Source organism: Streptomyces sp. NPDC054794, assembly GCF_053611585.1.
Genome location: NZ_JBSHAQ010000041.1, coordinates 24,984 through 51,597, shown reverse-complemented (window position 1 = coordinate 51,597; position 26,614 = coordinate 24,984). Strand labels below are relative to the sequence as shown.

Sequence of the window (26,614 nt, the reverse complement as noted above, 5' to 3'; positions counted from 1 at the left end):
GGGCCCTCCTGCCGGGGCATCGCGGGGTCGGCCTGGTGGATCGGGTCGCCGAGGTCAGCGCCCTGAACGCGGAACACATCGTGCTCACCGACGGCGGCCTGGAGGTGCACGTGCCTGGGATGAAGGTGCGGCCGCCGCGCGACCCCGACGTCGCCCACGGCGAACAGCCCGAATCCTGCCCGGTGCTGGCTGGCTCGTCTGGCAGGGCACCGCCGACCTGACCGAGGGCCCCGCCTTCCGCGCCGTCGATCAGTGGGCCACCTCGGGGGGCCTGCGGCCTGGTCATCACCCGCGCCGGACAACAGGCAGGCATCGACGCCAAGCTCACCGGACACTCCGCCCGGTCAGGGTTCATCACCACCGCGATCGAGCAGGGCAATCGCCCCGACGAGGTACGCCGCCAGAGCGGGCACGCCGCCAACAGCCCGGTCTGCTGGCAGTACGTGTGCTGGCGCGACCCCGTCAGCCGTGGGATCGGCCTGTGAGCCCATGAGGCACGCCGGATTCCGATGCCGGGCTACCAACGGCAGGAGCACTCAGAACTCAGGCCAAGCCCGCTTGCGAGAGCGATCCCCGCGGCGGCGGCCGACGGAACTGCGTGTGCCCGAGGACCCACTGGACGTCGGTCAGCGCCAGCGCCGGGTAGCGAACCATGCGTGCGGCGGTGCCGTGACGAAGGTGGTGCTGCTGCGCTACGACGAGAGCGGCGGCTTCTGGGCCGCACCAGGCGGTTCGCTGAAGCCAGGGGAGGACGACACCACGGCAACGCGCCGCGAGCTGTATGAGGAACTCGGCATAGACGAGCAGGTGGTCGAACTCGGTGTGCAGCTCGCCGAGCGCGGCAAGGACCACGAGGTCGGCGGACTGTGGGCGCCGATTTTTCATCCGCCCGGCTCGGGCTGCGTGTTGGTACTCGTGACGGGTTCCGCCGAGCCGATCTCGTCGGCGGATCTCCAGGTGTTTGATCTGCCCTGGTTCGGTGATCGGTTCGGGCAGGGAGCGGAGTGGGGCGGTTTGATTGAGGGCCGGGTGGGGCCGGTGCCCGTTGCAGTGCGACTCGAACTCGCGCAGGGCATGGAGCGGATGACGCTGGTCCTAGATGAGGGTGCGGTCCGGCGATTCGGACCGCGGTCGGCGCCGCGGTCCGGACCGGAGAGGACGGACCGGGAGGTGCCGGAGGCCGGTCCGCCCCAGACACCGAGGTCAGCCGGTCTTGCTCAGCTGCGCGACGGCCTTGGCGAGGCCGTTCACCCAGAGCTGGTTGACCCGGGCTCGCTCCGTGGAGTTCGGGTACCTGTTGGTGCAGGACGGGCCGGGGCCGCCGCCCGACATCAGCTCGCTGCACGGGCCGCTGTAGTGGTCGGGGAGGCCCAGCACGTGTCCGGTCTCGTGGGCGGCGACACGGATCGAGTCGTACTGCCGGTTCTGCGCGTAGTCCAGGAAGATGTAGCCGCTGCCGTGGCCGTTGGTCGATGCGTAGGATCCGCGCGAGTCGTTGCCCTCGTAGTAGGCGAAGTCCGCGCTTCCCGAGGTTGCCTGGAGCTTGACGTTCGACACGGAGCTGTTCCAGATGGAGGCGGCGCTCGATATCTGGGAACGGAAGCTCGGCGCCTGTGAGGCGTTGTAGTAGACGGTCACCACCTTCAGGGAGGGCCGGGCGGCCTGCCGCTTCGCCACTGACTTCACAACGGCGTCGAAGAACGCCTTGTTGCCGGTGTTCTCGGCCGTGCCGACGTAGCCGGCGCCGGAGGTCCGGGCCGGGGTCTCGGCGGTGCTTCGGGCGCTCGCCGGGGTCGCGGTGCCGAGCGCGGCGGAGGCCAGACCGAGGCCGAGCGCGAGGGCCAGAAGTCTCCTGGAGTTCTTCGGCCTGTTGGGCATGGGGAACGAAGCCATGTGGGGGGCTCCTTCTCGTCCTGTGGGGTTGAACGATCGGTTGCCCGTGAGTCTCCTTCAGTCCAATGGGATGACGGGTGATGGCAGTTGGGGATAGCGCGGTGCTATCTGCGGTCGGCTCACCCAGGCGCGTCGCCCGGCGGAATCGACTCGGCCGACTCCTCCCCATTCGTTGGAACTTGAACATCTGGTGTGCCGACCCGCCCCGCCCTACGCTCCCTTCATGGAGTTGGAGGTGAGGCACCTGCGTGTTCTCTGTGCCATCGCCGACACCGGCAGTCTGCACAAGGCGGCACGTCAACTCGGCCTGGCACAGCCCTCGGTGAGCACGCAGCTGCGACGCATCGAGCACGCGCTGGGCGCCCAGCTCTTCGTGCGCGCCCTGACCGGATGCCGGCCCACCCCGCTGGGACTCGCGGTACTGAGCCGTGCCAGGCCCCTGGTGGCTGAATTTACGGCGATCGTCACCGAGACCAGGGCGGCGGCCGCCCGCGCAGCCGGGGGGTTCCAGCTGCGCATCGGCGCCACGGCGAGCCGTGCCATTCCCGGCTGGCTACGCCTGCTGCGGGCACGGGTCCCGCGGATCGAACCCACCCTGCAGATGAACGTGTCTGCCAATTTCTTGCTCGGCATGGTCGCCGCGGGACGGCTCGACATAGCCTTCGTGCACGAGGTCGAGGGCAGTCCGCTGCGCATTCCGCCCGGGCTCAGCCTGCGCGTTCTCGTTGAGCGCGAACCGCAGTTCGTCACCCTCGCGGCGGACCACCCGGCGGCAGCGCGGCGGCAGGTTCCGCTCGCCGACCTGGCCGGCGACCGCTGGATGGTCGATTCCACGGTCGACGGGGAGTGGGACGCGCTGTGCCGGGCGCTGCGCGCGGCCGGTCTGGAGTCGGAGATGCTGCACGGCGACTACCTCACCGCGTACTCGCTGGCCGCCACCGGCGAGGTGGTCACGGTGAGCCAGCCCACCGCGCATCCCCATCCCGACCTCGCGATCCGCCCCCTGGAGGGCGACCCGATCGGCGTACGCCTCCTCCTTGCGGCCCGCACGGAGGCGGAACTGGACGACGTCTACGAGGAGTTGGAGGAGTCCTACTGGACGGTGGCCCGCGATGCTCCGGCCTACCGGGAGTGGCTGGAGCGGGCCCACCGACCGCTCGTACCGCGCGACGGGCAGCCGAGTCCCCTTCGCACCGTGCTCGCCGCGGACGGTGTTGGTGTGCTCGAACTGAGCATGGGTGAACAGGACTTCTCCGCAGACCCCGAACGTGACCGGCTGGGGGAGGTGGACCGATAGGGTGTTGCGCGTCGGTGAGGCCTCCGCGCACCCGTGCCGGGACCTCGCCAGCGCCTGCGGCAGCGCGAGGTGCCCGACGCTGGCAGCCCCGCGTCCGGCAGCGGGCCCAGCGGGTTGTGACCACGGCCGGTATCTTCGTCTCCACCCGCGCCCGGTTCGGCTTCACCGACGCACCCGACCGGAGCCGCTCGGGGTACGGGCCGTACCGGCCGATCGGCAAATACGGCACGATCAACTTCCACTGCTCGTCCAGACGGACTTGTCCCTGGTCAGCGTGGACTCCACCACGGCCCGCGCCCACCGCGACGCTGCCGGGATGCGGATCGGCAAGGATGAAGCAGACGCTCGGCTGGACCGCCCCGAAGGTCCGCCACGCGGACAGTGCCGACCTGTGGACCTGGCTGATCATCGCCGCCCACACCCAGCTCCGCCTCGCCCGACCCCGCGCCGAGGACCTACGCCGCCCCTGGGGACGAGCGGCAGCCGAACCCCGCCGCCTCGCCCTCGCCCGGGTGCGGCGCGGGTTTGGCAACATCCGCGTGACGGCGGCTTGCTCGGCGGCCGCGTCGTAACGGTCTCGGCGGGGCCCGGGACGGCTTCCCGGCTCGAAGAACAAGCACCGGGCCAAGCACCATGACGTCGGCAGGACGGTCAAACGGGCCGAGTCGATCAAGGAACACCGAACCCGCCGACCCTACGCGCCAAGCCAAGTGTGAACAGACCGCTGGGACCGGACAGGAGTGGACAGCCCTGGTCCCTGTGTGTCCTGGAAAGTGGACACCGCCCACTCGGAGCATGGGACCACCCGAGAAGCCGTCGTGCCGGAGTACGGTCCCGGCGGTCGGCAGGCTACGAAAGAGACGAAAAGTGGAGAAGACGCGAGCTGGACAGTCGCCTGAGCGGCTGGGCTTTCTCACCGACGCGGTATTGGCCATCGCCATGACGCTGCTGGCCATCGAGCTTCCGCAACCTGAGGGCGGGGATTTCGATGTCACCCCCGGCACCTCAGGGGCCCAGGCCGCTTCGCACCTGTGGCATTTCCTCGCCCACGAAGCCGGAGCCTTCTACTCGTACGTCCTTGCCTTCTTCGTGTTGTGGATCGTCTGGCGCGAGCACCACGCGGTGCTCGACCGGATCAGCTACGTCCCCGGCGTCATGATGACGCTTCACTTTCCCTTGATGCTCCTGGCAGGCTTTCTGCCGTTCGTCACCGCGATCATGGGCCATCACCCGGACAACCCCCTGGCCACGTCGCTCTTCGGCTTGGTCGTGTTCCTCCTCATGGTCTGCCGATCGGGTATCCAGACCCAGGCGGCGCGCATGGACTCGCCGTCCGCTGACACCCACAGGCCGGCTCGACAACTGGATGTCGCGATCAGCTGGGTCGTCACGGGGTATTGGGGACTGACCCTGCTGGTCGCCTGGTGGACGCCATGGGTACAAATCCTGTGGTTCCTCTCCGGCGCCGTCGGCTATGTGTTCGCTCGCTTCGCCTTGTACCGAGCCGCCCTCCACGAGGTCCCCGCAGCGGAGCCTGATGCGCGGGAGATTCGACACCTCGAAGGGTGAAGAACGGCCGCGTCACATGTGCCCAGATCCCGGAGACCTCAGCCGGCCGAGTGACCAGCGACGCCAACAACGACCTTGGGCCAACGGGGAGCTTGGCGTTGGGTCATCGAGGTGTCTGACCGGTGCCGAGCAAGCCCAGGAACTGGTCCAGGTCCGTGCGCCAAACACGGCGGACGTTCATACGAGTGGCCTTTTCATCACCGGGCAGCCGGAAACGGAAGGAACTCCAGAAGGTTCGCCTGCGTACTTCCGTTATGTGTTCCTGTGCTTGGGACTTCGCGATCTCGTACCGCAGCTCTCCCGGCAGTGCGGTGCCGGGAGAGATCTCATGGACGAGCACGGTTTCCTCGGTCAGGGTGATGTAGTGGCTGTCATGGATTACGCCATCGCTCAGCAAGGCATCCCACCCCCACCACGGATTTCCTCCGGTCGCCACGCCAAGTGTGACCAGTGGGTGATCGCCTGGGCGTGACTTTTGGAGGTGGTCTCGTATCTGTTGCACCGCGGTGGATTTACGCCATGGCATGTGAGTTTTTCTCCTACGGGTGAGCCGGGCTGTTGAGAGGACGGTTCAGCTGTGCCGTGTGGCCCGTCTGTTGTGAGCTCGTTGATCCACTATCGCACGACAGGCGTCAGCGGATGGCGCATCTCCCGCCTTTCGGGACCGCTACACCGAAAGACTTCGGTATGCCGCGAAGGGGTTGCTGATTTTCTCCTCGGAGTGGGCTTGACCTGCGCCGAGTTGCTGCCGAGCACCGAAATGGCGTCCGTCCGCCGGTCGTTTCGTCCCGCATTGGAGTTGAGTGCCTGGACCGGGCGGCACGTACATCGGATCGCTCAGCGGATTTCCGGATGGGAAAGCTAGGCAAGGTTGAGACCCGGCGCAGGATGCGGGAATCACCTCTTTCATTCGCGACGATCGAAATGAGGGTCAGGATGTCCAGGAAACGAAGCGCGACACGGAAGAAGAAACTGGTCTGGCTGGTCGCCGGCGTCGGCGTGGTGGCCGGGGGCTTCACCGCGGCGACCGGTGCCGGCTTCGCGTCCCAGAACGGGACGGCGGCCGACGGCTCCGGGGCGACCGCCGAGCGCACATTCCGGGCCTCGGTCGTCGACGGCGTGCAGATCTATGCCTGTACGCAGCAGGCCGACGGCACCTTCGCCTTCACCCAGCGCGGTGTCCGTGCCACGCTCGAGGGCGGCATCCAGCATTCGTTCGTCAATCCGGACTCCGGACCGCCGCAGTGGGTCGCCGCGGATGGCAGCGCCGTGACAGGCTCGGTGACCAGCAAGACGCCACACGGCCCGGGGAACATCCCGGAGCTGGAACTGAACGCCACGCAGAGCGGCGAGAGCACCGGCGAACTGTCCGACGTGGTGAAGATCCGCCGTCTGAACACCAGCGGCGGGGTTGCCCCGACCGGCTCGTGCGATCCGGAGCAGACTCCCACCACTGAGGTGCCGTACAACGCCGACTACGAGTTCGTCTGCCAGTCCCGCGACACACCCGGAGAGGACGCATCCGACTCACCCGGAGAGGAGGCGTCCGACACCCCCGCGGGGGAGGCGCCCGAGCCGCCTGAGGATTCGGAATCCTGACGGAAGGGGGACACTCGGTACCCAACTGCCGGACGGCACCGTCACGTTGGACCCCGGAATGGACTGATCTTTGGGTTGATCATCCTGGAGCGGGCCTCAGTGGGGACGCGTCGCCGTCGTAGAAGAGGTACCGGTACCCGGTGCAGGTGATCTCCCGCTGCGTGTGGCGGCCTTGTGAAGTTGCTGGTGTGGCAGACGGGTTGGCGCATGTTGGTGAGATCGGGACGTTGCCGGGCCCTGCAGGCAGGTGTGCGCGGGGCCCGGTGACGGTCTTCCAGGCGCGGAAACGGTGGATCATCTCGGTGCGGTACTCAACCGATGGCACGACCTTGCGGTGGGCGGCACCGTAGCTGCGGAGCTTGTCCGTGACGATCGCGCGGGGCACGCCCACGACAAGTTCGACATCTGGTCGACCCAGCCCGGCGGCTGTACCACCCGGCAGACGGTGCTGGCCCGGGACGGCAAGGACGTCCAGGACAAGCCCGACCACTGCCAGTCGGCGTCCGGGTCCTGGTATTCCGTCTACGACGACACCACGGTCACCGAGGTTGCCCAGGCGACCATCGACCACATGGTCCCCCTTGCTGAGGCCTGGCGCTTCGGCGCCGGCACCTGGACGGCGGATCAGCGCAAGGCGTTCGGCAACGACCTCAAGGACCCTCAGCTGCTGATCGCGTCGGAGTCCTCGAAGTCGTCGAAGTCCGACAGCGGGCCGGCCGACTGGAAGCCCACCAACCACGCGTTTTGGTGCAGGTATGCCGAGGACTACACGCACCTCAAGTCGGTGTGGAAGCTGGCCACCACCGACGAGGAGAAGTCGGCTCTGTCCTCCATGCTGGATACCTGTACCAGCTGAACCTGGCCCCGCGCCGGCTGACTGGATGCGGCGGGCCTGCCCCGGTGCAGAGGAAATTCGGCTGCCCGCGTGACTGGGGTGGCATAGGGTGGGGCTACCGACGCGGGGTGGAGCAGCTCGGTAGCTCGCTGGGCTCATAACCCAGAGGTCGCAGGTTCAAATCCTGCTCCCGCTACGAGAGCCGAAGGGCCTGGCAGCCGCCGGGCCCTTCGGCGTTCCGGCCAGTGAGGCCGCCGGTCGGTGCGCGGACCGTCCCGCGGTCACTCGTCCGGCCTCTCCGAGGAGCGGCACCGTGACGGCCTCTCGTAGGTTCGTGGGGCCCGGTTCTGACAGGAGAACTGGGTTTCGACGGCCCCACGCCCCGCTTCGCACGCCGCGTGGGGCCGTCGCCTTTCCGCGGCAGGTCACACCCGACACGGCCCTGAGGGCGTCACCTTGGCCGGTGCCGCCACTGGCGCGGTCATACCCCTGTGGTGATGCAACCGCGTCAGGGGGATCTTCGGTCGTGGGGTAGAGCGAGTCCAGCCGTGATGGATGGATCCAGCCGGGACTGAGTCCGGATCTTGAGTGGTGGGTGCCTCTGAGGCAAAATCGACATCCATAGGGGGAATCAACTTTGGTGGGCGGCACGTTGGCAAGTCGCCTTCCCGGCTTCGTGCATGTTGTGCTCGTGTCGGCGTTCTCTGCTGCATCGCAGCGGCCGGGTGCGGTGGGACTTCCACGGCTCCGACCGACAAGGGCGCTGCCAGCCCGTCCAGCAGCCGACTGCCGGTCGTGGTCGCCACAGACCTGCAGCCCGTTTTGCCCGCAGGTCTCAACATGCCCGCGGACTTGCCTATGGAACGAACGGTCCATACCTGAGACTTGACGAAGGATCCTTCCCAGTGTCAGGACGAGGGGTGGCCCGATGGCTGGTGCGCCAGGGCTGGGGCGGTGGGCCTTTCTGCGTTCACCAACCTTGCCGCATCAGCGCCGCTATCGGTGTGGACGGCGGCGCAGGCCGCGACGCATGTCACCGCTGCTGCGCCCCCCAAGGGCCTCATCGGCAGGATGCAGCGGTCGGCCGGCAGGGCGCGGCGCGGTCGTGCTCCGTCCGTGCCGGCAGTGTCCCGGGTGTTCGGCTCGGGGTGGGCGGGAATGGCCAGCACTGAGCCCGTGAGCTCGGCGACGCGCACATCGTTTTCCCGGCGACGGAATCCGGACGCGCCGCTGTTCAACGGTTTCTTCCCGGAATTAACCGGAAGCGGCTTACGTGCTGGTTTGAGCCGTGCGATTGCGTCAACGGGGAGTGTATGGCCCAGTCGACACGAGAGACAGAACGAAAGTACGCGACGCCCGAGGGTGACGACATCGGGTGGCTGTCCCACCTGACCGGTGCGGACCCGGTCGCCTCGCTCTCGGAGGGCGGGGTGCAAGAGCTGGACGCGGTCTACTACGACACCGCCGACCTGCGATTGACCCGCACCAAGGCGTCCCTGCGACGCAGGACGGGCGGCACGGATGCCGGCTGGCATCTGAAACTGCCCCTGCCGGGCGACAGCCGGGAGGAGATCCAGGCCCCGTTGTCGTCAGAGGCCGCCCCTCCTGACGAGTTGGTGGAACTTGTCCTCTCCCGCACGCGTAAGGCCCCGTTGCGGCCGGTGATACACCTCCGCTCAACCCGCTCCCTGCGGCATCTCCTCGATGCCGAGGGCGCCGTGCTGGCCGACCTGAGCATGGACGCGGTGTGGGCAGAATCCCTGCTCGAAGACGGCGGGCATGCGAGGTGGACGGAGCTGGAGGTCGAACTCGCCAACCGCGCAGGCCCCGAGCTCCTGGACGGGATAGAGGAGGTGTTGCACGAGCACGGCGTCGACCGCGAGCAGAGCCCCTCCAAGGTGGAGCATGCCCTGGCAGAGACGACATCCCTCCTGGAGCGCACGGTGGATGCGGGTGTCCGCGTCGCCCCGGGGTCGGCCGGTCATTATGTGCTGGTGTATGTGGACGGGCTGGTCGACGCCCTCACCGACTTCGATCCGGCTGTCCGCCGAGGGATGCCCGACGCGGTGCACCGAATGCGCACCACGGCCCGCTGACTGCGCGGCTGCCTGCGCTCCTACCGTTCCGTCCTCGACCGTGAGGTCACCGACCCCATCCGGCGGGATCTGAAGTGGCTCGCCGGTGAGCTCGGCGCCGAACGCGACCACGAGGTGCTCCGCGAGCGGGTCACCTCCGGCCTGGGGGAACTGCCGGGAGAGCTGATCCTCGGCCCCGTCACTGCCCGGCTGCAAGCCTGGGACGTGGGGGAGCGGGCCGAGGGCCGTCGACGCACCCTCGCAGCGCTCGCCTCGCCCCGCTATCTGGACCTGCTGGAGAATCTGAAGATCCTGACCGCCGCGCCTCCGCTGCGCGCAAAGGCGGCCAGCAAGCCCAAAAAGGTGCTGGTCAAAGCGCTCCTGAAGGATTACCGGCGACTCGCCCGACGCATGGACCGTGCGCTTGACATGCCCTCCGGGTCCGACCGCGACGCCGCGATCCACTCCGCCCGCAAGGCCGCCAAGAGGCTCCGCTACGCCGCGGAGGCGGCTCGCCCGGCCCTCGGGAAGCCCGCGCGGCGTCTTGGTAAACGAGTCAAGGCCGTACAGGGGGTCAGCGGTACCCAGCACGACACGGTCGTGACCTGTCACGCCCTGCGCCGTATGGCGGTCGCCGCGCAGGCGGCGGGCGAGCCAGGCTTCACCTGGGGCCTGCTGTACGGTCAGGAGAGGGCTGCCGGCCGCGCCCTGGAGCAGGAACTTCCCGGGGCGTGGGCTCGTGCCCGCGCGACAGCACGCGGATACGGCGCATAGGGCCGACGGTCGCCAACAGTGGAGTGACTGTCACAGTGCTGTCATCGACATGCCCGAACAGCGCATCCAGGCGCTGTAGGCCTTCTCCAGCAGGGTTCGCCGTGATCTGGTCCCGGGCGGGCACTCTCTCCGCCGTGCGGTGCAGGTGCGCTCCTTCTTACCCAGCCAGGCCTGTGTCTGTCGGTTACAGGGTCGAGCCGGGGTCTTCGGGCCGGATGCGTCCGCGCCAGCCGCCGATGTCGCCGCCGCTTTCGACGTAGTCCTTGAAGCGGTGCAGGTCGCCCTTGATGCGCCGGTCGATCATGCCCAGTGCGCTGGCGCCCTTTTCGGCGACTCCGGTGGGTTCCACGTCCATCGTGAGCTCGACCCTGGTGTGTGTGTCGTCCAGTCGTTCGAACCGGACCGATCCGCGCTGCTGGGTGTCGCCGCCGATGGAGCGCCAGGTGATTCGGTCGTCCGGCAGCTGGTCGACGATCTCCGTGTCGAACTCGCGGCGCACTCCGCCGATGCTGGTGGTCCAGTGGTTGTGCCGGTCGTCGAGCTGCCTGACCTCCTCGACGCCCTCCATGAACTTCGGGAACTCCTCGAACTGAGTCCACTGGTCGTACGCCGTGCGGAGCGGAACCTCCACGTCGACTGCTTCCTTGACCTTGCTCATGGGTGTCTCCTTGTCGGCTTGTGATCGAAGCCGGCCGCACCGGGCGTGCCGACCCCTCTTACGTGTGCATGGCACCGAGTACCCGGGAAAGCGAACGTGAAGGCAGGCATCTGGGCTTCGGTAGGACTGCTTCCGCAGGACGACGCGAATGAGGTGGATATCGCGGGCGACCGGAATGACTCCGATGACGTCGTGCGGCTGCCCCAAGCACGTCTCGCTGGACGTGCGCCACCCGGTTCGGCGGCCGTGGCTGCCGCTGCCGATGGCCGCGGTGACGAGCGTGTCCTCACTGGTGTGGCGATCCGCGGCTCTCATCCTGGTGGCCATTTGTGCTTCACAGTGCCGTGGTCGTTGTGGCTGCTGTGCGGTGTGTCCCGGCCGGCAGCGCACACGTCACGGCTGTTTACTCCGCGCGGCCGCTGGGCCCAGTCTGGTGCGCAACGCGAGGTCGTCGACCACATCGGTGAGGCGGTCTCGTCGGGTAAAAGCCGCACGCTGGCGCTGCGCGCCGGTGCCGCCCGACAGCACGGCCTCGATCTGCGTGCGGGCGAGGTTCAGGTCACCCGCCTCGGCGAGGCCGGGTGCCGCTCGCTCGTAGAGGTCGGCTAGCAGATCTGCCATCGATGCCAGGGTGCCGGTGACCGGGTCCATGCCCTGGCCTGCAAGACCTCCGACCGCGGCGCGGCGGTGTGCCTGGTGCAATCGGGTCTCAGGGACGTGTGGCGCCGGTGCGCCGCGGCGCTCTTCAGCCAACAGGATGTGTGCCAGTCCTCGCAACAACACCGCGAGCAGGACAGGAACTTCCATGTCGGCGTTGGTGTCGGCGATCCTCACCTCAAGGGTCGGCAGGTGCTCGGAGGGGCGCAGATACCAATAGATCATTCTTCGGTCGAGGACGATATTGTCGGCGATGAGCCGACGGGCGGTGCGTTCGTACCCGGCTTCGTCCAGAACTGGTGCAGGCCCGCAGGTCGGCCAGGCGGAGTGGCGGGCCCAGCGCGTGCTCGCCATCCCGGTGTGGACGCCTTCGCAGTACGGGGAATTGACCGCGAGAGCCTGGAGGACGGGCAGGTGGGGTCGAAGGCGGGCGGCGAGGGCGAGCGCGTCGGCTCGGCTCAGGTCGCCGAGGTGGACGTGGCAACCGCACAATTCCCCGCCCTCCTGATCGGCGATGGGTCCGACGTGCGCCGCAACCGTGCGATACCGGGTCGCGTCCGTCAGCGGCAGCGGGTGATGGCTGGGTAGTACGGAGGTGCCGGAAGCAACGAGAAGGCAGCCCACACGATCAGCAGCCTCGGCCATCGTCACGCGCATTGCGGCAATTTCGGAGGCCAGCGCCTCGGCGGTGGCCACTGGGGGTGTGCACGCCTCGACCTGGGTGGCGTGGAACTCGGACTGCGCTCGTTCCCCGAGCTGTTTCGCGACCCGGGGGAGCACCAAGTGCGCGCGCGGCGCAGTCATCCTGCTGACCGGATCCGTGAGCAGGAACTCTTCCTCCACGCCGAACCGCAACACGGTGTCGGGCCGCCCGGTCATCGGGACCACCGCGCCGGGTGCTCCGGGGCACGCCACCGGCGTCCGGCAACGCGATGGCCTCGGTGCCGGCCGGGTGCCATGAGCGGTAGGCGGCGACACAAAGCGCCTGCCTTGAGCGTCTTCCGTGGCCGATTCTTCGGGAGATCCGTCATGTGCCAGAGGTCGCCCTCTCGCACGCCGTGATCGGTCAGGCAATCGGCCTGATCCTTGCTGCGTGTGGGACACGCCCTGACCAGGGCATTGAATGCCTCGTGGCAGTCTTTCGGCGGGCCAACCACCGTGTGCTCGGCTTTGCCGATCGCGTCGATTGTTTGGCGACCGAGCGACTTGCCGGTTGCCTTCGCCAGAGGCCGGCCGAAGCACCGTTTGGCGTAGGGCCCAGCGACACCGAGTTCATTCCGACGGTCGGCGCAGTGTCCCGGGCACTGCGAGGGCCAGGGCCGGGCGGCCTGTTCATAGGGCGGCGCGCAGCGCATCGGCGAGGGGGCATACCGCGGTCGTCCCACGCAGCCAAGGACACCCGATCCCGTTCTCATGTGACCGGCCTGCCCGCAACGGCCGGGGCGATGCCGCCCGTGCGCAGGGCCGTCGACCTGGCTCGCCAGGCGCCCAGCAGCCGGGCCGCCAGCCGGTCCTCCTGATGGCCGGTCGCACGGATGCCGAACACCACGTCGGCGTCCAGCCACGGTTCGCTCGCCAGCAGACCGGCGACGACCTCATGCCGTACGACTTGTTCGTGCACCGCGTCCGCCTCCACGTGCTCGGTGTAGAAGCGGATGGCCGAGGGGCCGGCCCCCATACGCTCAAGTGCCTCGGCCAGGCGGCGTGAGGCTGGGGACGAGGTGACCTCGACGGCTGCGAAGTGTCCGACGAGCGCGCCGCGCAAGGCCCGGTGCAGGCCGAGCAAGGACATGAGGTTCACAGTGGCCAGTGCCTCGGCCGGTGCGGCGTCGAGGTAGTGGCCGTACGACGTGTCCAGACCCAGGTCCGCCATGAGGTCGGCGAACAGCTCCGCATGGATCTCGTCCGCGCGGCCCGCGCCGAACTCGTCGAATTCCACGGCGACCATGGCGGCCTTGGCCCGCCCGCGCAGTCTGGGGATGACCCAGGCGTGCGGATCCGCTTCCTTGAGGTGGTAGAGCGAACGCAGCGCTGCGTACTCGCGGAAGTGTTCGAGGGTGCCGTGGTTGCGCAGGAAGTGCGAGACGCTGCCGCTGTCGTCGCCGACCGGTTCGCACTGGAGCTGGTCCAGCGCCTGCTCGGCGGTGTCGGACGCATCGATCGGCACGTCCGCGCGCAGCGCGTCGAGGAAGAGGTCCTCCAACATGGCGCGCAGGGTGAGGAGTTCGGGGTCCCATTCGCGGTCGTCCGGTACGCCGTCAAAGCCCTGGTAGTGGAGTTCGTAGAGGACGTACAGGGCCAGTTGCAGGTCGTCGCCGTAGGCGTCGGTGGGCAGCTGTGGCAGGCTCTGTCTCGCTCCGCGCAGCGTGTTCACGACCGCGGCGGAGAGCGGGCCACGCGGATGTGGCAGCGGCGGTGGCCGGGTTTCGCGTCGTGAGCGGACGTCCGTCATGGTGTGTCGTCCCGTTCATCCCGTTCGTCCCGCTCGTTCCGCTTGGTGCGGCAACGGTGACTGGTGTCGCACCATGGCGGCGTCCGGCTGCGGCGGCAGGTGCATACGGCCACCGTGAATCGCCGAGATACCGTCACCTCGCCGTTCTCGCCCACGACTTCGACCGGTCCCTCCACCAGGAGAGGGCCGTTGCGCTGGACGCGGATGCGGCGCGGGCGTTCAGACATGTTCGACACGGAACACCACCAGCTCCTCGAACATACGGTCCCCCACCAGCCCACGCTCGCGCAGCCAGGCGAGCCGGGCGCGCAGCACGCGACCGAAGGGCAACCGGGCCCGGTCGACCACCTCCGCGTGCAGACCGGCCGCCCGGAAACGGGCAAGCGTCTCTTCGACGCCGTTCAGATGCGAGTGCACCATCAGCAGGGCCCCCGCAGGGCGCAGCAGCGTCGGTGCCGTCGCGCAGATACGGTCGATGAGGAGACGACCGTCCGTGCCGGCGTCCCAGGCCCTGGCGCCTCCTCGGGGCACGGCGTCGCCCGGCGTGGGTACGTACGGCGGATTGGTGACCACGAGGTCGAAACGACGGCCTCGGACGGCGGCCGCCAAGTCGCCGTGGCGTACGCGCACCATCTGGCCATTCATCAGGGCGTTGCACCAGGCAGCGGCGAGAGCCCGCCAGGAGATGTCCACCGCGGTGACCCGAGCGCCCCGCCGGGCCGCCTCCACCGCGAGTACGCCGCTGCCGGTGCCGAGGTCCAGGACCTCGGTACGGCTGGTGATCCGCTCCCGGCGCAGTGCGCGGCTGAGCAGCCCGGTGTCGGTCTGCGGCCGGTAGACCCCCGGCGGGGTCCAGCAGCGGCACCGGGGAGAAGCGGTCAGGGACTCGGCTGTCATCGTGGTGCTTCCTCAGCTGAGGGCCTTCAACGGCCGTTCGGAAAGCGCCTGTGCGAATCCGCACAGGTTGTCGGGCATTGTGCGTCCGGTGCTGGGGGCCCAGTCGCGGCCGCGTTCCTCAGGCAGGTAGTCGGGGCCCGGGCCCGGACCGAGGTGCCAGCACGTCCACGCCTGGGCGGGGCCGGTATAGCCGAGGTCCGCGGCGCTGGCGATCTTGCTGATCACATGGTGGGCGCCGTCCTCGTTCCCGGTTGGCACGACCCCCGCTCCCCGCTTGTGGGCGACGGGCCGGTCCTCGTCGTCCGTCTCGGCCATCATCGCGTCCATCCGCTTCAGCACGCGCTGCGCTGGCGAGGACGGCCGACCCAGCGACACGGACGACGCGATGATGAATATGCGCGACTCCCGTAGCCGATCGTGAACCCGCGGCCACTCGCCGCCGTCGCCTGCCTCCGTGACCACCCCGGGAGCTATGTCGAGGTCGACGGCACGCACCGTTCCCACCTCCGCATGGAAATCAGACAGACGCACGGAGACGACTGCGGCCAGCGCCTTCGTGTTGGACGGTTCAGGGGATTTCTTGAGCGTGCAGTTGATGACGAGCGCTTTCACGGCTTGGCTCCGAACACGGCGTACGTGGTGCGGGTGCGCCGGTGTAAACCGGCGGTGTGGCACGGGTACCCCCAGGCAGCGGACGTAACGATGGGGCCAGCGCGCACCAGTTCCGTCAGCCCAGAGGGCTTCGCGGCAGCGAGGCGAGCAGGTGGGCAGGGTCGTCGAAAACGGCATCGGCGCCCGCCTCTTCCAGGTCCGTACGGGGGATGCCGCCGCACAGCAGCGCCACGCACCGCACCCCTGCCCGGCAGCCTGCCTGCATGTCCCACACCGTGTCGCCGACGAACACGGCGTGCTCCGCGGGCACGCTGGCCAGTTCCAGCGCCCGCTCTACGGGCTCGGGGGACGGTTTACCCTCGGTGACGTCGTCGGCGCTTGCCGTCGCCGTGATGGCGTCGTCCGCGTCGATCGCGTTCCTCAGCGCGGACAGCTCGTCGTCGCTTGCCGATGTTGCCAGGATCACCTTCCAGCCGTCGGCAGCCAGCCGCCGCAGCAGTCGTCCCGCGCCCGGAAGTGGCGAAAGCCGTTCGAAGTACTGGGCGTAGAGCACCTTGTGCGCGGTGTCGAGACGCTTTACCTCCCCCGCGGCCAAGGTCGATTTGCCGTGCAGCAGATGGGCAATCAGATCGTCGGAACCGAGCCCGACCGCCCGGTGTATTGCATGGGTGGGGACCTGGTGTCCGGCCTGACGGAATGCCTCCCACCAGGTCAGTACGTGCAGGTGGTTGGTGTCGACGAGGGTTCCGTCCACGTCGAACACGGCTGCTCGATCCATGCCGGTCTCCGTCCGGCCCTCATGCGTGGACATGGCGAGACTCCTCTGTGCGACGAAGAACCGAGTGGCTCTCATAGTCAGTAGCTGCCCGAGCGGGGCCAAGGTGCTCAGATGCTGGGCACGCTTCTCCAGCATTCGCACGGCCGGCCATGCGGTGAAGGTCACCGGGTACCCATGAAGTCGATCTCACTCACCATCGCTGTCCAGGCACCCCGACGTGTTCCGCTGTGGGCCAGCCACCGTCTTTGCTGCCGAGTGCGCGGCGCCGGGAGTTCGCGCGGGGTGTGACCGGCATGACGAGGGGTACCGGAAGGCGGACATTCGAGGGCTCGCAGTCGTCGGCCAGAGGGCCGTTGTCACCGTCACGGAGGTTTCCATGGCACCGCGTGTACTGCCCCGAAAAGCCTGGCGGACGTGGCGGACGTGGCGGCGGGCCGAAGATCTGCGGGTCCCGGTGTCGTCCACCGAGGTGGAGGACGCCAGCCGCCGGTTCTTGCTGTACGGGGTTCTTCCTCTGTGGGTGGTGCCGGGCCTCGCGGACTGGTGGATGCACCGTCGGACCGGGATCGAGCACACCAGCGGCACCAGGGAGTCGGCCGTCCACGCGTTGATGATGACCGAGGCCGGCGTCCCCGTGCTGATGGGACTGCTGGCCCGGGTCAATCCGCTGGTGCTGACCGTGATGGGGGGTGCCGCCCTGGCGCATGGCGCGACGGCCGTGTACGACGTGTCGCTGGCTGTCGGTGAACGGGAGGTCCGGCCCATCGAGCAGCACATCCACAGCTTCCTGGAAGTCCTGCCGCTCTCAGCGCTGGCCTTCACCGCCTGTCTGCACGCGGACCAAGTCCGCTCGCTGCTGCGAGGGGGCCCTGATCCCCGTGACTGGCGTCTGCTGCCCAAGGATCACCCGCTGCCGGTCGCCTACCTGGCCGGGCTCGCCGGGGTCATCGTCTCAGGCGTTGTCGCGCCGTACGCCGAAGAGCTACGGCGATGCCTGCGGGCTTCCGCGCGCGAAGGCGGCCCTCGATGAGAAACGGACGGGGCGGTGCGGGTGCCTGACTCGTACAGGTCCAGTTGCCGAAGTTGCCTGCATTCGCGCTGCAGGAGCGGCGGCTGCCACCCGAACCGCATCGGGCCATCTGAATGGCGGCCAAGCAGGGCGCCGTCCTGAAGCGGGCCGAGTACAGGTTCGCGTTGGCCGGCCGCCGAGGCAGTGGGCCGGGTCGCTGCGCTCGGCCCGGACCTGACGCCGTTTCGTCCTCGGAGGGGGCGGCAGCTGCCCGCTCAACTGCCCTCCGGCCGACCGGATCGGGGTGGCGTGAAAGGAGCGATCGGACGGCGTCGGAAGCGGTGGGCATCCACGTGGCGTGGTGCGACATTGTCATCGCAGGGCACTCAGCAACGTCGTCGCACAACGGCGAGTCGCCCGTGAGCGGTTACCGCTATCCGCCGCTACCGTTCTGGTGACCGTGGTCGCGGGGCATAGGGCTCCCTCAACAGGCCACCATCGCGTGGTCGGCGTGCACCGCGTCGGCCGTGAGATCCTCGGCCCGCTTTGGTACGCGGCCTGGGGTGAGCCGGTCGTCCAGGCCGCTGGTGGCAAGGACGTCGCCGTAGAACCCGGCGTCCCCGAGGACCGCCCGGGTACCGGGTGCGTGCCTGCTCGTGACCGGGTTCGTCAGCATGGGGGTAGCGGGCGAGCGCCGAAAGAACCTTCCAGCTGGCGCCCTGTCCGCGGCCCACGCCAGCCGGCCGAGTTCGGCCAAGCCGTTTCGGCTGGCCTGAATGCGCTGCATGGGGCTATGGGGAGCACCGCAGGCTGCGGGTTCTCCCTGGCGGCTTCGCCGCTGCGGTCAGGGCTTGGACCGGGCCTGCTCGATGTCGTGTTGCCGCTCGCTCTCGTCCCTGACCAGCATCGACAGTAGCGAGGTCACGGTGAGGCCGGCTTCTGCGGGATGACGCAAGACCTTGCTCGGGTCGATCCGGTAGCTGTTGGTGCGGCCCCGGCGGGTGTGCGAGAGGTAGCCGTCGCTCTCCAGGTCCGCAATGATCTTCTGGACTGCGCGTTCGGTGAGCCGGCAGCGTGCCGCGATGTCACGGATACGCGCGTTGCGATTGTCCGCGATGCTTGCCAGAACGCGAGCATGGCTGGTGAGGAACGTCCATCCGGTCTGCGGCTCAGACATCCGACTCAATCCCAACCATGACCAAATCGTACGACTAGCGCTTCATGTACTCAAAAGCACGAAAAACATCTCATGTACATCTTGACGGGTTCCCCGTCGGGGGCCACGCTGGAAGCCCGGGATACGTTGAGTACCCACCGAGAGGCAGTCATGCCGAAGCCTCCCTGCGAAGCCCGCCCTGCGAGCGCGGCCCGCAGCTGTACACCAGTGGCCGCCCCCGTGCCCGTGATCAAGGCAGGTCCGGGCGGCGACCGCGTGGTCGTGACCATGCGCGGAGGGCTCTGTCTTGACGACAGTCAGATGCTCCGTCGCTCGCTGCACGATGCCCTCAGCCGGTCGGCCAGGGGTGTCGACCTGGACCTGAGCGAGCTCGAGTTCGGCGACTGTTCCACCCTCAATGTGCTGCTCGCCGTCCGCCGACAGGCGCTCGCTGAAGGGAAAACGATCACTGTTACCGCCGCCAGCCCCGGGGCCGAACGCCTGCTCACCCTCACCGACACGTACGCCCTGTTTTCCAGCGGGGCCGAGGGCACCGATGCATCCGTGGCCATGCCCGTCCCACCGCGCAGGGACAACAAAGAGCTTCAGTCCGAGGTCGTGCAGCTTCGACGGGCCCTTCAAACCCGTCCGGAGATCGACCTGGCCCGCGGAATCCTCATGGCCTCCTTCTGTCTGAGCGCCGACGAGGCGTGGGAAGTACTCGTCATGGCCTCGCAGAACAGCAACACCAAGCTGCACCGCCTGGCCAGGGACGTGGTGACCACAGTGAAAGGAACCCCTCTGTCAGGCGGGGTCCAAGGCCAGGTGACGGCGGCCGTCGCAAAGGTCAGCGGCCTCGACAGCTGAACACCGGCGCGCACGACGGCCGGGGCGTCCTGGTGCTCAGTCGAGGTGTGCCCGGCCCGGGCGTTTGGGTCCGGGTTCGCGGACCGCAGCCGGTGGCTGGGCGCGGGCGATGACTGCGAGCTCGTCATCGTCGTCTGGGTGCCGGAGGTGCTGCAGGAGCTGGTCACAGGTCCCGACTTGCGGCGCCGTGCCGCTAGGGGTCCGGATCTATCGGCTCAATCTTGCGGGCGGCGCGGCGGCGGGCATGCGCCTCTCGAACAGGCTCCTCACGCCGCGTGCCTGTCTGGTCGACCGTTTCCGCGATTTCGTTCACCGGCTGCGGCAAACCGGCCACGCATACCGTCCGCACGTATGTGATCACCTGCCGCTGCGGGAGAGCGCGGCAGTCCGCCGGCGGATGAACGACGTTGCCTGTGCACCGGCACCCGGGACACCGACGCCGCCCGATCGCCGCTAGGCACCGGCTTCCCGGCGCCCGTCCCCAGGATGACTCCCGCCCTCCTTCCTGCCTGAACCCGCGCGCCCCAGGCACCTGCTGCTGGCTTGCGCGCTGCGCCACAGCCATGATCCCTCGAGGGCTCGTTGCACAGTCTTGTCGTTGCTACGCCTGTGTCCTCGCATGAACCGTGGTGCCGTACCGCGGCAAACTGTGCCCGTCCGGCTTACATCGTCTGCCTGCCGCAGCTCGTTGAGTCAGGCGTGACGGCACAGGCACCGGGTACGGGTTGGCGCTACACCCAATTGCGGGAGCAGCTACGGCGTGTCCTGGCATACAGCGAGCCGGCGTTCATGAGGCGTCTGGGCGTAGCTGCTGATGGCGACGTCCCGGTACGACGAGCCGCAGGAGGTCCGCCGTTGCCTCGAGGGGTCGGCCCGGAGGCGGTCGCCGAACTCGACGGTGTGCTCGCGCCGGATGACAATCGCCTCCTGAACGCCGGAAACCCTCGGGCGGCCGAAGCTCTGGAGTGAAGTCGCAGCTTGAGCAGCGTGGTTGTGTGGCCCGTGCACCCCGAGAACGGATCAAGCGGGCCCGGCGGCGAACGCTGAGGCGACTGATCAAGTTCGAGGCCCGTCTCAGATCGGCACGTTTGAACGACAAGATCAGGACTTCCATGCTTCTGGCCCCCGCCATGCCACTCGATCAGCGGATGTTCTGCGACAGCCACCTCGTCCAATGACTCCAGCCCGGCCTGCTCCAGAAACAGCATCAGGTCATGCAGGCAGTACGCGGTGCCCAGGATCTCCGCGTCCACCTGCACGCGACGTCCACCCGACTTATCGGGCGGGTGCACCATCACTCGACGTTCATCCACCCTGCCACCCTCACCCGCCACAACAGCGCTCGTAGCCCGATGTGAGTGGCGCATGCACGGTTGTCCCGCCCGGCCTCCCTGCGCTGCCTTGCCGGGCCCCGGGGCCGGCGGCCATTGCTGGCCGGCCCCGGACACTGAGCGTCAGGATTTTCCGCGGCCGGTGATGAAGCCGCGGGCCCGGTCGACCAGGCCGGCGCCCGGGGCGAGGAGCTTGTTCGCGGGCGGGGTGTCGGGGGCGGAGGGGTGCGGGCGGGTCGGGGCCATAGCCTTGGCGCGGCGGATCTTGTCCCCGAGATCCTCCACCATCTCGTTGGAGCAGGCCTGGCGCAGCGCCGGGAAGAGGTTGTTCTCCTCGTCCTGGACGTGGGTGGACACCTCGTCCATGAGCTGGTGCAGCAGTGGGCTCATCTGGGGGACAGGCCGCGGTCGCGCTGGTGGCCGCGACGATCCGCACGATCTTCGCCCAGTCCGGCCAGAGTGCGGTCAGGGCCCAGGTCGACACCGTCGCCGACATGCTCGGCGGGCAGTTCCCCGGGGTGAAGCAGATGCTGCTGGAGGCCAAGGACGATCTGACCGCCTTCGCGGTCTTTCCGGAGCGGCATTGGAAGAAGATCCAGTCGACCAACCCGCTGGAGCGGGTCAACCGGGAGATTAAGCGCCGCACCGACGTCGTCCAGGTCTTCCCCAACGACGACGCCCTGTTGCGGCTGGTCACCGCCGTACTCTTCGAGATGCACGACGAATGGATCGCCTTCCCCCGCCGCTACCTCCCCGAAGGCAGCATGGATGACCTCTACCCCGAACTCCCCGAAAGCGCCCCGGCGCTAACCAGCACGCCAAACGCGCCCACAAGTTGATCGGCTACACCATCACGCGGGACACGATCGGTTCCGGCAGACGGGTCTGGCGCGACGAACGCATGGCCGGGTGCGTGACCTGGGGTCGTTGGGTGCGTTGGACGGGCGATTCGCGTTCGCCTGCAGTCCGACCGTGGGATGCGCACGCATCAGGCGACCCCGGTCCCGCCCAACATCGGGGCCGTGTGCTGTCCCTATGCGGCCGTCCGTCGGCCGATTCACATACACATGTGGAGTGGAGTGGCTGCGCCTTCTTTCAGGCGTCTATCTCCGTGAGACCGCGGAACTCGGTGGGCGATGAAGAAGGCAGCCATGCGCCGCATAACCGTGCAAAGAATCCTGAAGACGTAAAGCCGCCGGATCTGTGAGGAAACCGGCGAACGTCTCACCGGACGGCCCGGGGTGCGCAAGGACATCGCACGCACCTGGTGGCCGACGGCTGATGCCAGACAATCGGGGTGTTCGTGGTGAACCAGTCATGTGGTGCTGCGGGCGTGTCCGGGACGCTGGCGCGCTTGGGTGTGGTGGCATGGCGGACAGCGATCCCGGCGCCGGCGTGGGGCCGGGATCGCTTCCGACGGCGTTTGTGCGCCGCGGGCAGTTCCCGGGGTAGGCGCTGACGCCTGCATATCCGGCGGCGAGGCTGCCGGGCTGCGTGGTGCAGGCGCTGTTCTGCGGTGCGGGGAACCGTACCGGGCCGTGGCGTCGGCAGGTGCGGTTCGCCGACGCTATTCGGTGATCTTGGTTTGAGCTGCGGGCGGGCTTTGGCGCCGCCTTGGCTGAACGACCGCAGTGCGCCGTCGCTGCCTGGCGGGCGTATTGTCCTGGTATGGGCTATGCGTGCTGCGCCTGGTGCGAGGCCGTGTTGCCAGGTTCCCCCAGCGTTGGCCGCCGGTACTGCCGTGCCGCGCACCGGCAGGCGGCCTGGCAGGCCCGGCGCCGCCGGCGCCATGCCGAGGCCGCCCGCCGCACCATGGTGAGCGCCGGTTGCGTGCTCCTGGTGAACATCGAGGGTGAACTGGCCCGTACTGCCGCCGGTGACGGTGAGGCGCCGGACCGGGCCGCCCATTGCACGGCCCTTGCCCGCATCCCGCGACTCACCGACCATCTGGTGCGTCTGGCGGTGCTGGCGGACCGGCAGGCCGGGGCCAGCCGGCCGCAGATCGGCAGGGCGCTGGGCATCAGCGGCGAGGCCACTCGCGCCCGCTTCACCCGACGGGGCACCGCCGGGAGCCGACCGGGACGGGGCGATGTCCCGCCACGGTGAACGGCCCGACGCGAGGTCGCCGGGGCAGGTTCTGGAGGGGGCACTGACCGCCGCCGTGCGCCGCACCGGGGCCGCGTCCGGCGGCATCTACCTGCTCGATGCCGGGCAAAGGGTGCTGTGCCTGGTGGTGACCGGCGGCCTGCCCGCTGAATATGCAGCACCGTGGACACGCATCGCGCTGGCCGCCCCGGACCCGGTGGCCGACGCCGTACGTGAGGACCGCCTGGTGTGGGTCGGTGGTCTGGAGGACCTGGCGCGTACCTACCCGCGCATCGCCGCCACGCTGCCCTACCGCTTCTGTCTGGCCGCCGCGCCCGTCTCCGGCCCTCCCGCTTACCGGGGCGCACTGTTGCTGCTGTGGCCCGCCGACCATCCCCCGCACGCCACAGGCCTCGAACGCGCCCGCATCATGCGGGCCGCACGGCGCACAGGTGGCCTGCTGCAGGCCACCGGTCGACCGCCCGTCATCCCCGCCCAGCCGCGCCTGGTCCACTTCCAGCTCCTCGACACCCGCACGCCGCACGCTGTGGCCAACTTTGCCGAACGCCTGCCCGGCGGCAGTCTCGCCCTCGATTCGGAAGGCCGGATCACCTTCCTGACCTCCGGCGCCGCCCGCCTGCTGGGCCGCGGGGCCGGCCAGCTGCTGGGTCGGCTGCCCTGGCACGCACTGCCCTGGCTCAACGATCCGGCCTACGGGGACAAGTACCGCACCGCGCTGCTCAGCCGCGAGCCCGTGTTCTTCCATGCCCTGCGCCCGCCCGACACCTGGCTGGACTTCTACCTCTTTCCCGGCCCCGACGGAATCAGCGTCCGCATCATCGAGACCGCGCTCGCCGACAGGCCCTCGCCTGCCCCGGTGCCGATCAAGCCGCCGACAGCCGGCGGACCGGTCGGGGTGAGCCGCCTGTACCAGCTGATGCACCTGTCCGCGGCCCTCACCGAGGCCGTGGGCGTTCGTGACGTCGTCGACCTGGTGGGCGCACAGATCCTGCCCGCCCTCGGCGCCCAGAGCCTGGTGCTGTCCGCCGCCGACGCCGGACGTCTGAAGATCACCGGCCACCGGGGCTACAAGCCCGAAGTCATCGAACGCCTCGACGGCCTGCCGCTGGACACCGTCCTCACGCCCGCCGGCCGGGTCATCGCCAGCGGCGTGCCCTCGTTCTTCGCCGACCCGGCCGAGATGGCCCGCAGCTACCCGCAGGCGCCGAAGATCAGCGACAAGCAGGCGTGGGCCTTCCTCCCGCTGATCGTCTCGGGGCGTCCCGTCGGCTGCTGCATCCTCTCCTACGACCAGCCCCACACATTCACCCCCGACGAGCGCGCTGTCCTGACCTCCCTGGCCGGACTGATCGCCCAGGCCCTGGACCGCGCCCGCCTCTACGACGTCAAGCACCAACTCGCCCACGGACTCCAGCAGGCGCTCCTGCCCCGGACTCTGCCCCGCATCGACGGCCTGGACGTGGCCGCCCGCTACCTTGCCGCCAGCCACGGCATGGACATCGGCGGTGACTTCTACGACGTCATCCGGCTGGACCCGCACACCGCCGCCACCGTCATCGGCGACGTCCAGGGCCACAACACCGCCGCGGCGGCCCTCATGGGGCAGGTCCGCATCGCCGTCCATGCCTATGCCGCCGCCGGCGCCACCCCCGACCAGGTCCTCGCCCGCACCAACCGCGTCCTGACAGACCTGGAGCCCGGCCTCCTCGTCTCCTGCCTCTACGCCCACCTCGACCTCACCCGCCACCAGATCACTCTCGCCAGCGCCGGCCACACCCCACCACTCATGCGGCATCCCGACCGCCAGACCGCCGTCCTCACCGTCGAACCCGGCCCGCTGCTCGGCATCCACGCCGACGCTTCATACCCCCTCACCACCCTGCCGCTGCCTGTGAACACCCTCCTTGCCCTGTACACCGACGGCCTGGTGGAGGTCCCCGGCAGGGGCACCGATCGCACCACCGCCGCCCTCGCCGACCACCTTGCCCATACCGACGTATCCGACCTGGATCAGCTCATCGGCGATCTGGTGCACCACAGCTGGCCCCACGGTCAGCACACCGACGACATCGCCCTGCTGCTGCTCCGCACCACCAGCACGCCTGGCGGAACGCTTGCGCCCGCTGCCGCACGCTCCGCACGGCGGCCGTCAAGGGGCCGCAGGGGCCCCGTGATGTGAGGCGGCGGTGTCGACACCCATTCGTTCGGGGCCCGGCCACCGGCCTTGCCGGGGTCGCCTGCCGGGGTGTCCCAGTAGCCGGCCGACGCGGTTGGGGCTGAGCAGACGTTCTGCTCCACCTGAGGCAGCTGCCTGTCGGTCAAGACCGCGATGCCGGCGGTGGCCGACCCTGGCGAGAAGCTGTTGAGGAGGTTGTGAGCGCAGCAGAGTGGCGCCCAGGCCGCAAGGGCGCTGCGGTGGGCGGCACATCTTTGGTGCCGGTGGGGCGTAGTGACCGGCTTCGCATGCCGATGTCGTACATTTCTTTCCTCTCGCCTTACTGGCCCGGGCCTTGCCGCTGTGGCTTGTGCTCATACTGAGGCAGCCGGGACGTCCCCGTGCCTCGTCGACGTCACGCACCCAGCCGTGCTCTTGTTCCTCTGCCGGCTCACGTCGCGCCGCGGCACTGCAGGCTCAGCGGCCGGACGGTGGAGTGACTCCAACAACTCGTTGCGCGGAGAGGCGACTTGACTGCGTGATCTGTGGCTGGGGCATACAACGCGAGGCGCCCGTCGCCGGGAACACCGTTGGCGCCAGGGATGGGCGGGGCCCATATGGGTACGCGGCCATCGGACCGACCGAGTCCGTGCACGACGGTGACTGTAGGACCGGCCTCAGGGGCTGGCTCATGGCAGCAAAGGCGGTGGGGAAGGTGGCGGCACGCCCCCTGAACAGGGGCCCTAGCATCCTTGAGAGCACGACGGTTCGGGATGCCTACCTGCAGGCAGCCCACACGGCGCTGACGGTGCAGGCCGAGCGTCTGCGCGTCGAGCTGGCAGGAATCGACGTTGAGCTGCCGACTCTGCTCCAGGAGTGCGAGCTGGACGCGGCCGATGTCGGCCTGAAGGCGACCTCGCTCGAAGTTCTCCGGCTCCAGCACGACCGCGCCGGGGCGGCGCTTTCCCGGACACTGGACGCACTCGGTCGCCTCGACGATCACACTTTTGGGCTGTGCCTGGACTGCGGCCGACAGATCAGCGAGGAACGCATACTCGCCGTACCGCACGTCGAACGGTGTGTGCCGTGCGAGGAGACACGGTCCGGTCTGTGATACCGAGCGGCAGACCGTGGCCAATTCAGCCCACCCGCCCCACGTCTGCAACCGGCCCGCGTGGAAATGGGCGACAGGCTCGCCTGCCGAGTCCGCCGTGTGCATCGGGTGGTTTCCATGGGGAACTCGGGGCTTCGCGAGGAGGCCGAGATGAGTGGGGTGGCAGATCTCCGACCCACGGCAGCAGGCCGACCAGCCGTGAGGCCGCGCTGAGCGCCTTCGCAAGACCCCACGGGCCTTCGTGCCTCAGGAAAGGTGAGTGACATCATGCCGGCCGGATCGAGCTCCAAGCGGGAGCGGCAGTACGAACACATCAAGAAGAGCGCCGAGGACCGTGGCGAGTCGACCAAGCGCGCCAAGGAGATCGCCTCGCGCACGGTCAACAAGGAACGGGCCAGGTCGGGCGAGTCGAAGACCGCCAGCAAGACCTCCACGCGTGACCCGAAGTCGGCGTCCCAGCGCGGAGGGCAGCGCTCGCACAGCGGCGCGGAAGGACCGACCAGGGACCAGCTGTACGAGGAGGCCAAGAAGCGCAACATCCACGGCCGCTCCAACATGACCAAGGGGCAGCTGGAGAACGCGCTCGGCCGCTGACGACCCTGCCGCTTGGTCGGCCTTTGCGGTCTTGCGGCCGGGCACCGTCCGCTTGCGCCTCCCCGTCGCAGGGTGGACGACACAGGGGCGGTGTGGGGCCGCGGGCGCGGCGGCCGGGGCCGAACCGCCCCCGACCCACAAGGTTTGGGGATGACGGTCTTATGGAGGTGGGGGCATTAGAACCGC

General features: G+C 68.8%; 22 protein-coding genes, 1 tRNA gene and 6 pseudogenes. 16 read left to right on the top strand and 13 right to left on the bottom strand.

Annotated features, from left to right (window positions below; all coding sequences use genetic code 11):
- The first annotated feature begins 35 nt into the window (after positions 1–35).
- Both ACWGKT_RS33975 and ACWGKT_RS33970 read left to right on the top strand, forming a co-directional pair.
- Positions 36–221, top strand: a complete 186-nt coding sequence (locus ACWGKT_RS33975; protein WP_453276656.1) for a hypothetical protein — start codon at positions 36–38, stop codon at positions 219–221.
- A gap of 268 nt (positions 222–489) precedes the next feature.
- A pseudogene (locus tag ACWGKT_RS33970) lies at positions 490–762 on the top strand (hypothetical protein); the annotation flags it as partial.
- A gap of 441 nt (positions 763–1,203) precedes the next feature.
- Here the strand turns inward: ACWGKT_RS33970 and snpA are convergent.
- The gene (snpA, locus tag ACWGKT_RS33965; RefSeq protein WP_453276655.1) at positions 1,204–1,893 is read right to left on the bottom strand and encodes a snapalysin; all 690 of its coding nucleotides are present in this window, start codon (positions 1,891–1,893) and stop codon (positions 1,204–1,206) included.
- A 223-nt stretch (positions 1,894–2,116) separates the two neighbouring features.
- Between snpA and ACWGKT_RS33960 the strand changes: the two genes are divergently transcribed.
- The 3 genes from ACWGKT_RS33960 to ACWGKT_RS33950 all read left to right on the top strand — a co-directional run bounded on the left by ACWGKT_RS33960 (position 2,117) and on the right by ACWGKT_RS33950 (position 4,759).
- Positions 2,117–3,190, top strand: coding sequence for a LysR family transcriptional regulator (locus ACWGKT_RS33960; RefSeq protein ID WP_453276654.1), 1,074 nt, complete (start codon positions 2,117–2,119; stop codon positions 3,188–3,190).
- Positions 3,191–3,522: 332 nt separating this feature from the next.
- Complete coding sequence (locus ACWGKT_RS33955; RefSeq protein WP_453276684.1) at positions 3,523–3,762, top strand: hypothetical protein; 240 nt, start codon at positions 3,523–3,525, stop codon at positions 3,760–3,762.
- Between the two features lie 295 nt (positions 3,763–4,057).
- Positions 4,058–4,759, top strand: coding sequence for a TMEM175 family protein (locus ACWGKT_RS33950; protein ID WP_453276653.1), 702 nt, complete (start codon positions 4,058–4,060; stop codon positions 4,757–4,759).
- 103 nt (positions 4,760–4,862) lie between these two features.
- Here the strand turns inward: ACWGKT_RS33950 and ACWGKT_RS33945 are convergent, their stop codons facing one another.
- Positions 4,863–5,195 carry a hypothetical protein gene (locus tag ACWGKT_RS33945; RefSeq protein WP_453276652.1) on the bottom strand — a complete coding sequence of 111 codons (333 nt, stop codon included), beginning with the start codon at positions 5,193–5,195 and terminating at the stop codon, positions 4,863–4,865.
- Between the two features lie 500 nt (positions 5,196–5,695).
- On the opposite strand from ACWGKT_RS33945, the gene ACWGKT_RS33940 reads away from it, so the two are divergent.
- Positions 5,696–6,358, top strand: coding sequence for a DUF3455 domain-containing protein (locus tag ACWGKT_RS33940; RefSeq protein ID WP_453276651.1), 663 nt, complete (start codon positions 5,696–5,698; stop codon positions 6,356–6,358).
- 301 nt (positions 6,359–6,659) lie between these two features.
- Here ACWGKT_RS33940 and ACWGKT_RS33935 read toward each other — a convergent pair.
- Positions 6,660–6,746 (bottom strand): annotated as a pseudogene (locus tag ACWGKT_RS33935) (IS6 family transposase); the annotation flags it as partial.
- A 57-nt stretch (positions 6,747–6,803) separates the two neighbouring features.
- Between ACWGKT_RS33935 and ACWGKT_RS33930 the strand changes: the two are divergent.
- The 3 genes and pseudogenes from ACWGKT_RS33930 to ACWGKT_RS33920 all read left to right on the top strand — a co-directional run bounded on the left by ACWGKT_RS33930 (position 6,804) and on the right by ACWGKT_RS33920 (position 10,042).
- Positions 6,804–7,214: a GmrSD restriction endonuclease domain-containing protein gene (locus ACWGKT_RS33930; protein WP_453276650.1), complete on the top strand. Its 411-nt coding sequence runs from the start codon at positions 6,804–6,806 to the stop codon at positions 7,212–7,214.
- Between the two features lie 101 nt (positions 7,215–7,315).
- Positions 7,316–7,389, top strand: a tRNA-Met gene (locus ACWGKT_RS33925).
- Between the two features lie 1,117 nt (positions 7,390–8,506).
- Positions 8,507–10,042 (top strand): annotated as a pseudogene (locus ACWGKT_RS33920) (CYTH and CHAD domain-containing protein).
- A 184-nt stretch (positions 10,043–10,226) separates the two neighbouring features.
- On the opposite strand, the gene ACWGKT_RS33915 reads toward ACWGKT_RS33920, so the two are convergent.
- From ACWGKT_RS33915 to ACWGKT_RS33885, 7 genes are all read right to left on the bottom strand, one after another.
- Positions 10,227–10,700, bottom strand: a complete 474-nt coding sequence (locus ACWGKT_RS33915) for an SRPBCC family protein (protein WP_356157843.1) — start codon at positions 10,698–10,700, stop codon at positions 10,227–10,229.
- Positions 10,701–11,093: 393 nt separating this feature from the next.
- Positions 11,094–12,236, bottom strand: a complete 1,143-nt coding sequence (locus ACWGKT_RS33910) for a carboxylate-amine ligase (protein ID WP_453276649.1) — start codon at positions 12,234–12,236, stop codon at positions 11,094–11,096.
- A 532-nt stretch (positions 12,237–12,768) separates the two neighbouring features.
- Positions 12,769–13,809 (bottom strand): iron-containing redox enzyme family protein, encoded by a 1,041-nt coding sequence (locus tag ACWGKT_RS33905; protein WP_453276648.1) that lies wholly within the window; start codon positions 13,807–13,809, stop codon positions 12,769–12,771.
- Positions 13,806–14,036 (bottom strand): CDGSH iron-sulfur domain-containing protein, encoded by a 231-nt coding sequence (locus tag ACWGKT_RS33900; protein ID WP_453276647.1) that lies wholly within the window; start codon positions 14,034–14,036, stop codon positions 13,806–13,808. Before ACWGKT_RS33900 ends, ACWGKT_RS33905 begins: the two co-directional genes overlap by 4 nt.
- Complete coding sequence (locus tag ACWGKT_RS33895; RefSeq protein ID WP_453276646.1) at positions 14,029–14,706, bottom strand: HemK2/MTQ2 family protein methyltransferase; 678 nt, start codon at positions 14,704–14,706, stop codon at positions 14,029–14,031. Before ACWGKT_RS33895 ends, ACWGKT_RS33900 begins: the two co-directional genes overlap by 8 nt.
- 12 nt (positions 14,707–14,718) lie before the next feature.
- Complete coding sequence (locus ACWGKT_RS33890) at positions 14,719–15,318, bottom strand: flavodoxin family protein (protein WP_453276645.1); 600 nt, start codon at positions 15,316–15,318, stop codon at positions 14,719–14,721.
- Positions 15,319–15,433: 115 nt separating this feature from the next.
- Entirely contained in the window at positions 15,434–16,096 is a 663-nt protein-coding gene (locus tag ACWGKT_RS33885; protein WP_453276681.1) for an HAD family hydrolase, read from the bottom strand.
- A 376-nt stretch (positions 16,097–16,472) separates the two neighbouring features.
- Between ACWGKT_RS33885 and ACWGKT_RS33880 the strand changes: the two genes are divergently transcribed.
- On the top strand, positions 16,473–17,126 hold the full coding sequence (locus tag ACWGKT_RS33880) for a diguanylate cyclase (protein ID WP_356157859.1): 654 nt from the start codon (positions 16,473–16,475) through the stop codon (positions 17,124–17,126).
- Positions 17,127–17,607: 481 nt separating this feature from the next.
- Here ACWGKT_RS33880 and ACWGKT_RS33875 read toward each other — a convergent pair.
- Together ACWGKT_RS33875 and ACWGKT_RS33870 are read right to left on the bottom strand one after the other, a co-directional pair.
- A pseudogene (locus ACWGKT_RS33875) lies at positions 17,608–17,839 on the bottom strand (hypothetical protein); the annotation flags it as partial.
- Between the two features lie 110 nt (positions 17,840–17,949).
- Positions 17,950–18,282 carry a helix-turn-helix transcriptional regulator gene (locus tag ACWGKT_RS33870; protein WP_453276644.1) on the bottom strand — a complete coding sequence of 111 codons (333 nt, stop codon included), beginning with the start codon at positions 18,280–18,282 and terminating at the stop codon, positions 17,950–17,952.
- A gap of 219 nt (positions 18,283–18,501) precedes the next feature.
- On the opposite strand from ACWGKT_RS33870, the gene ACWGKT_RS33865 reads away from it, so the two are divergent.
- Positions 18,502–19,128 carry an ANTAR domain-containing protein gene (locus ACWGKT_RS33865; RefSeq protein WP_453276643.1) on the top strand — a complete coding sequence of 209 codons (627 nt, stop codon included), beginning with the start codon at positions 18,502–18,504 and terminating at the stop codon, positions 19,126–19,128.
- Between the two features lie 1,454 nt (positions 19,129–20,582).
- Here the strand turns inward: ACWGKT_RS33865 and ACWGKT_RS33860 are convergent.
- Positions 20,583–20,852: pseudogene (locus ACWGKT_RS33860) on the bottom strand (hemerythrin domain-containing protein); the annotation flags it as partial.
- A gap of 20 nt (positions 20,853–20,872) precedes the next feature.
- Between ACWGKT_RS33860 and ACWGKT_RS33855 the strand changes: the two are divergent.
- The 5 genes and pseudogenes from ACWGKT_RS33855 to ACWGKT_RS33835 all read left to right on the top strand — a co-directional run.
- Positions 20,873–21,298: pseudogene (locus ACWGKT_RS33855) on the top strand (transposase); the annotation flags it as partial.
- An 862-nt stretch (positions 21,299–22,160) separates the two neighbouring features.
- Positions 22,161–22,565: a hypothetical protein gene (locus ACWGKT_RS33850; RefSeq protein WP_453276642.1), complete on the top strand. Its 405-nt coding sequence runs from the start codon at positions 22,161–22,163 to the stop codon at positions 22,563–22,565.
- The gene (locus tag ACWGKT_RS33845) at positions 22,549–24,744 is read left to right on the top strand and encodes a SpoIIE family protein phosphatase (protein ID WP_453276641.1); all 2,196 of its coding nucleotides are present in this window, start codon (positions 22,549–22,551) and stop codon (positions 24,742–24,744) included. Before ACWGKT_RS33850 ends, ACWGKT_RS33845 begins: the two co-directional genes overlap by 17 nt.
- A 625-nt stretch (positions 24,745–25,369) precedes the next feature.
- Complete coding sequence (locus tag ACWGKT_RS33840) at positions 25,370–25,834, top strand: TraR/DksA family transcriptional regulator (protein WP_453276640.1); 465 nt, start codon at positions 25,370–25,372, stop codon at positions 25,832–25,834.
- A 267-nt stretch (positions 25,835–26,101) separates the two neighbouring features.
- Positions 26,102–26,428, top strand: a complete 327-nt coding sequence (locus ACWGKT_RS33835) for a plasmid stabilization protein (RefSeq protein ID WP_453276639.1) — start codon at positions 26,102–26,104, stop codon at positions 26,426–26,428.
- Positions 26,429–26,614: the final 186 nt, after the last annotated feature.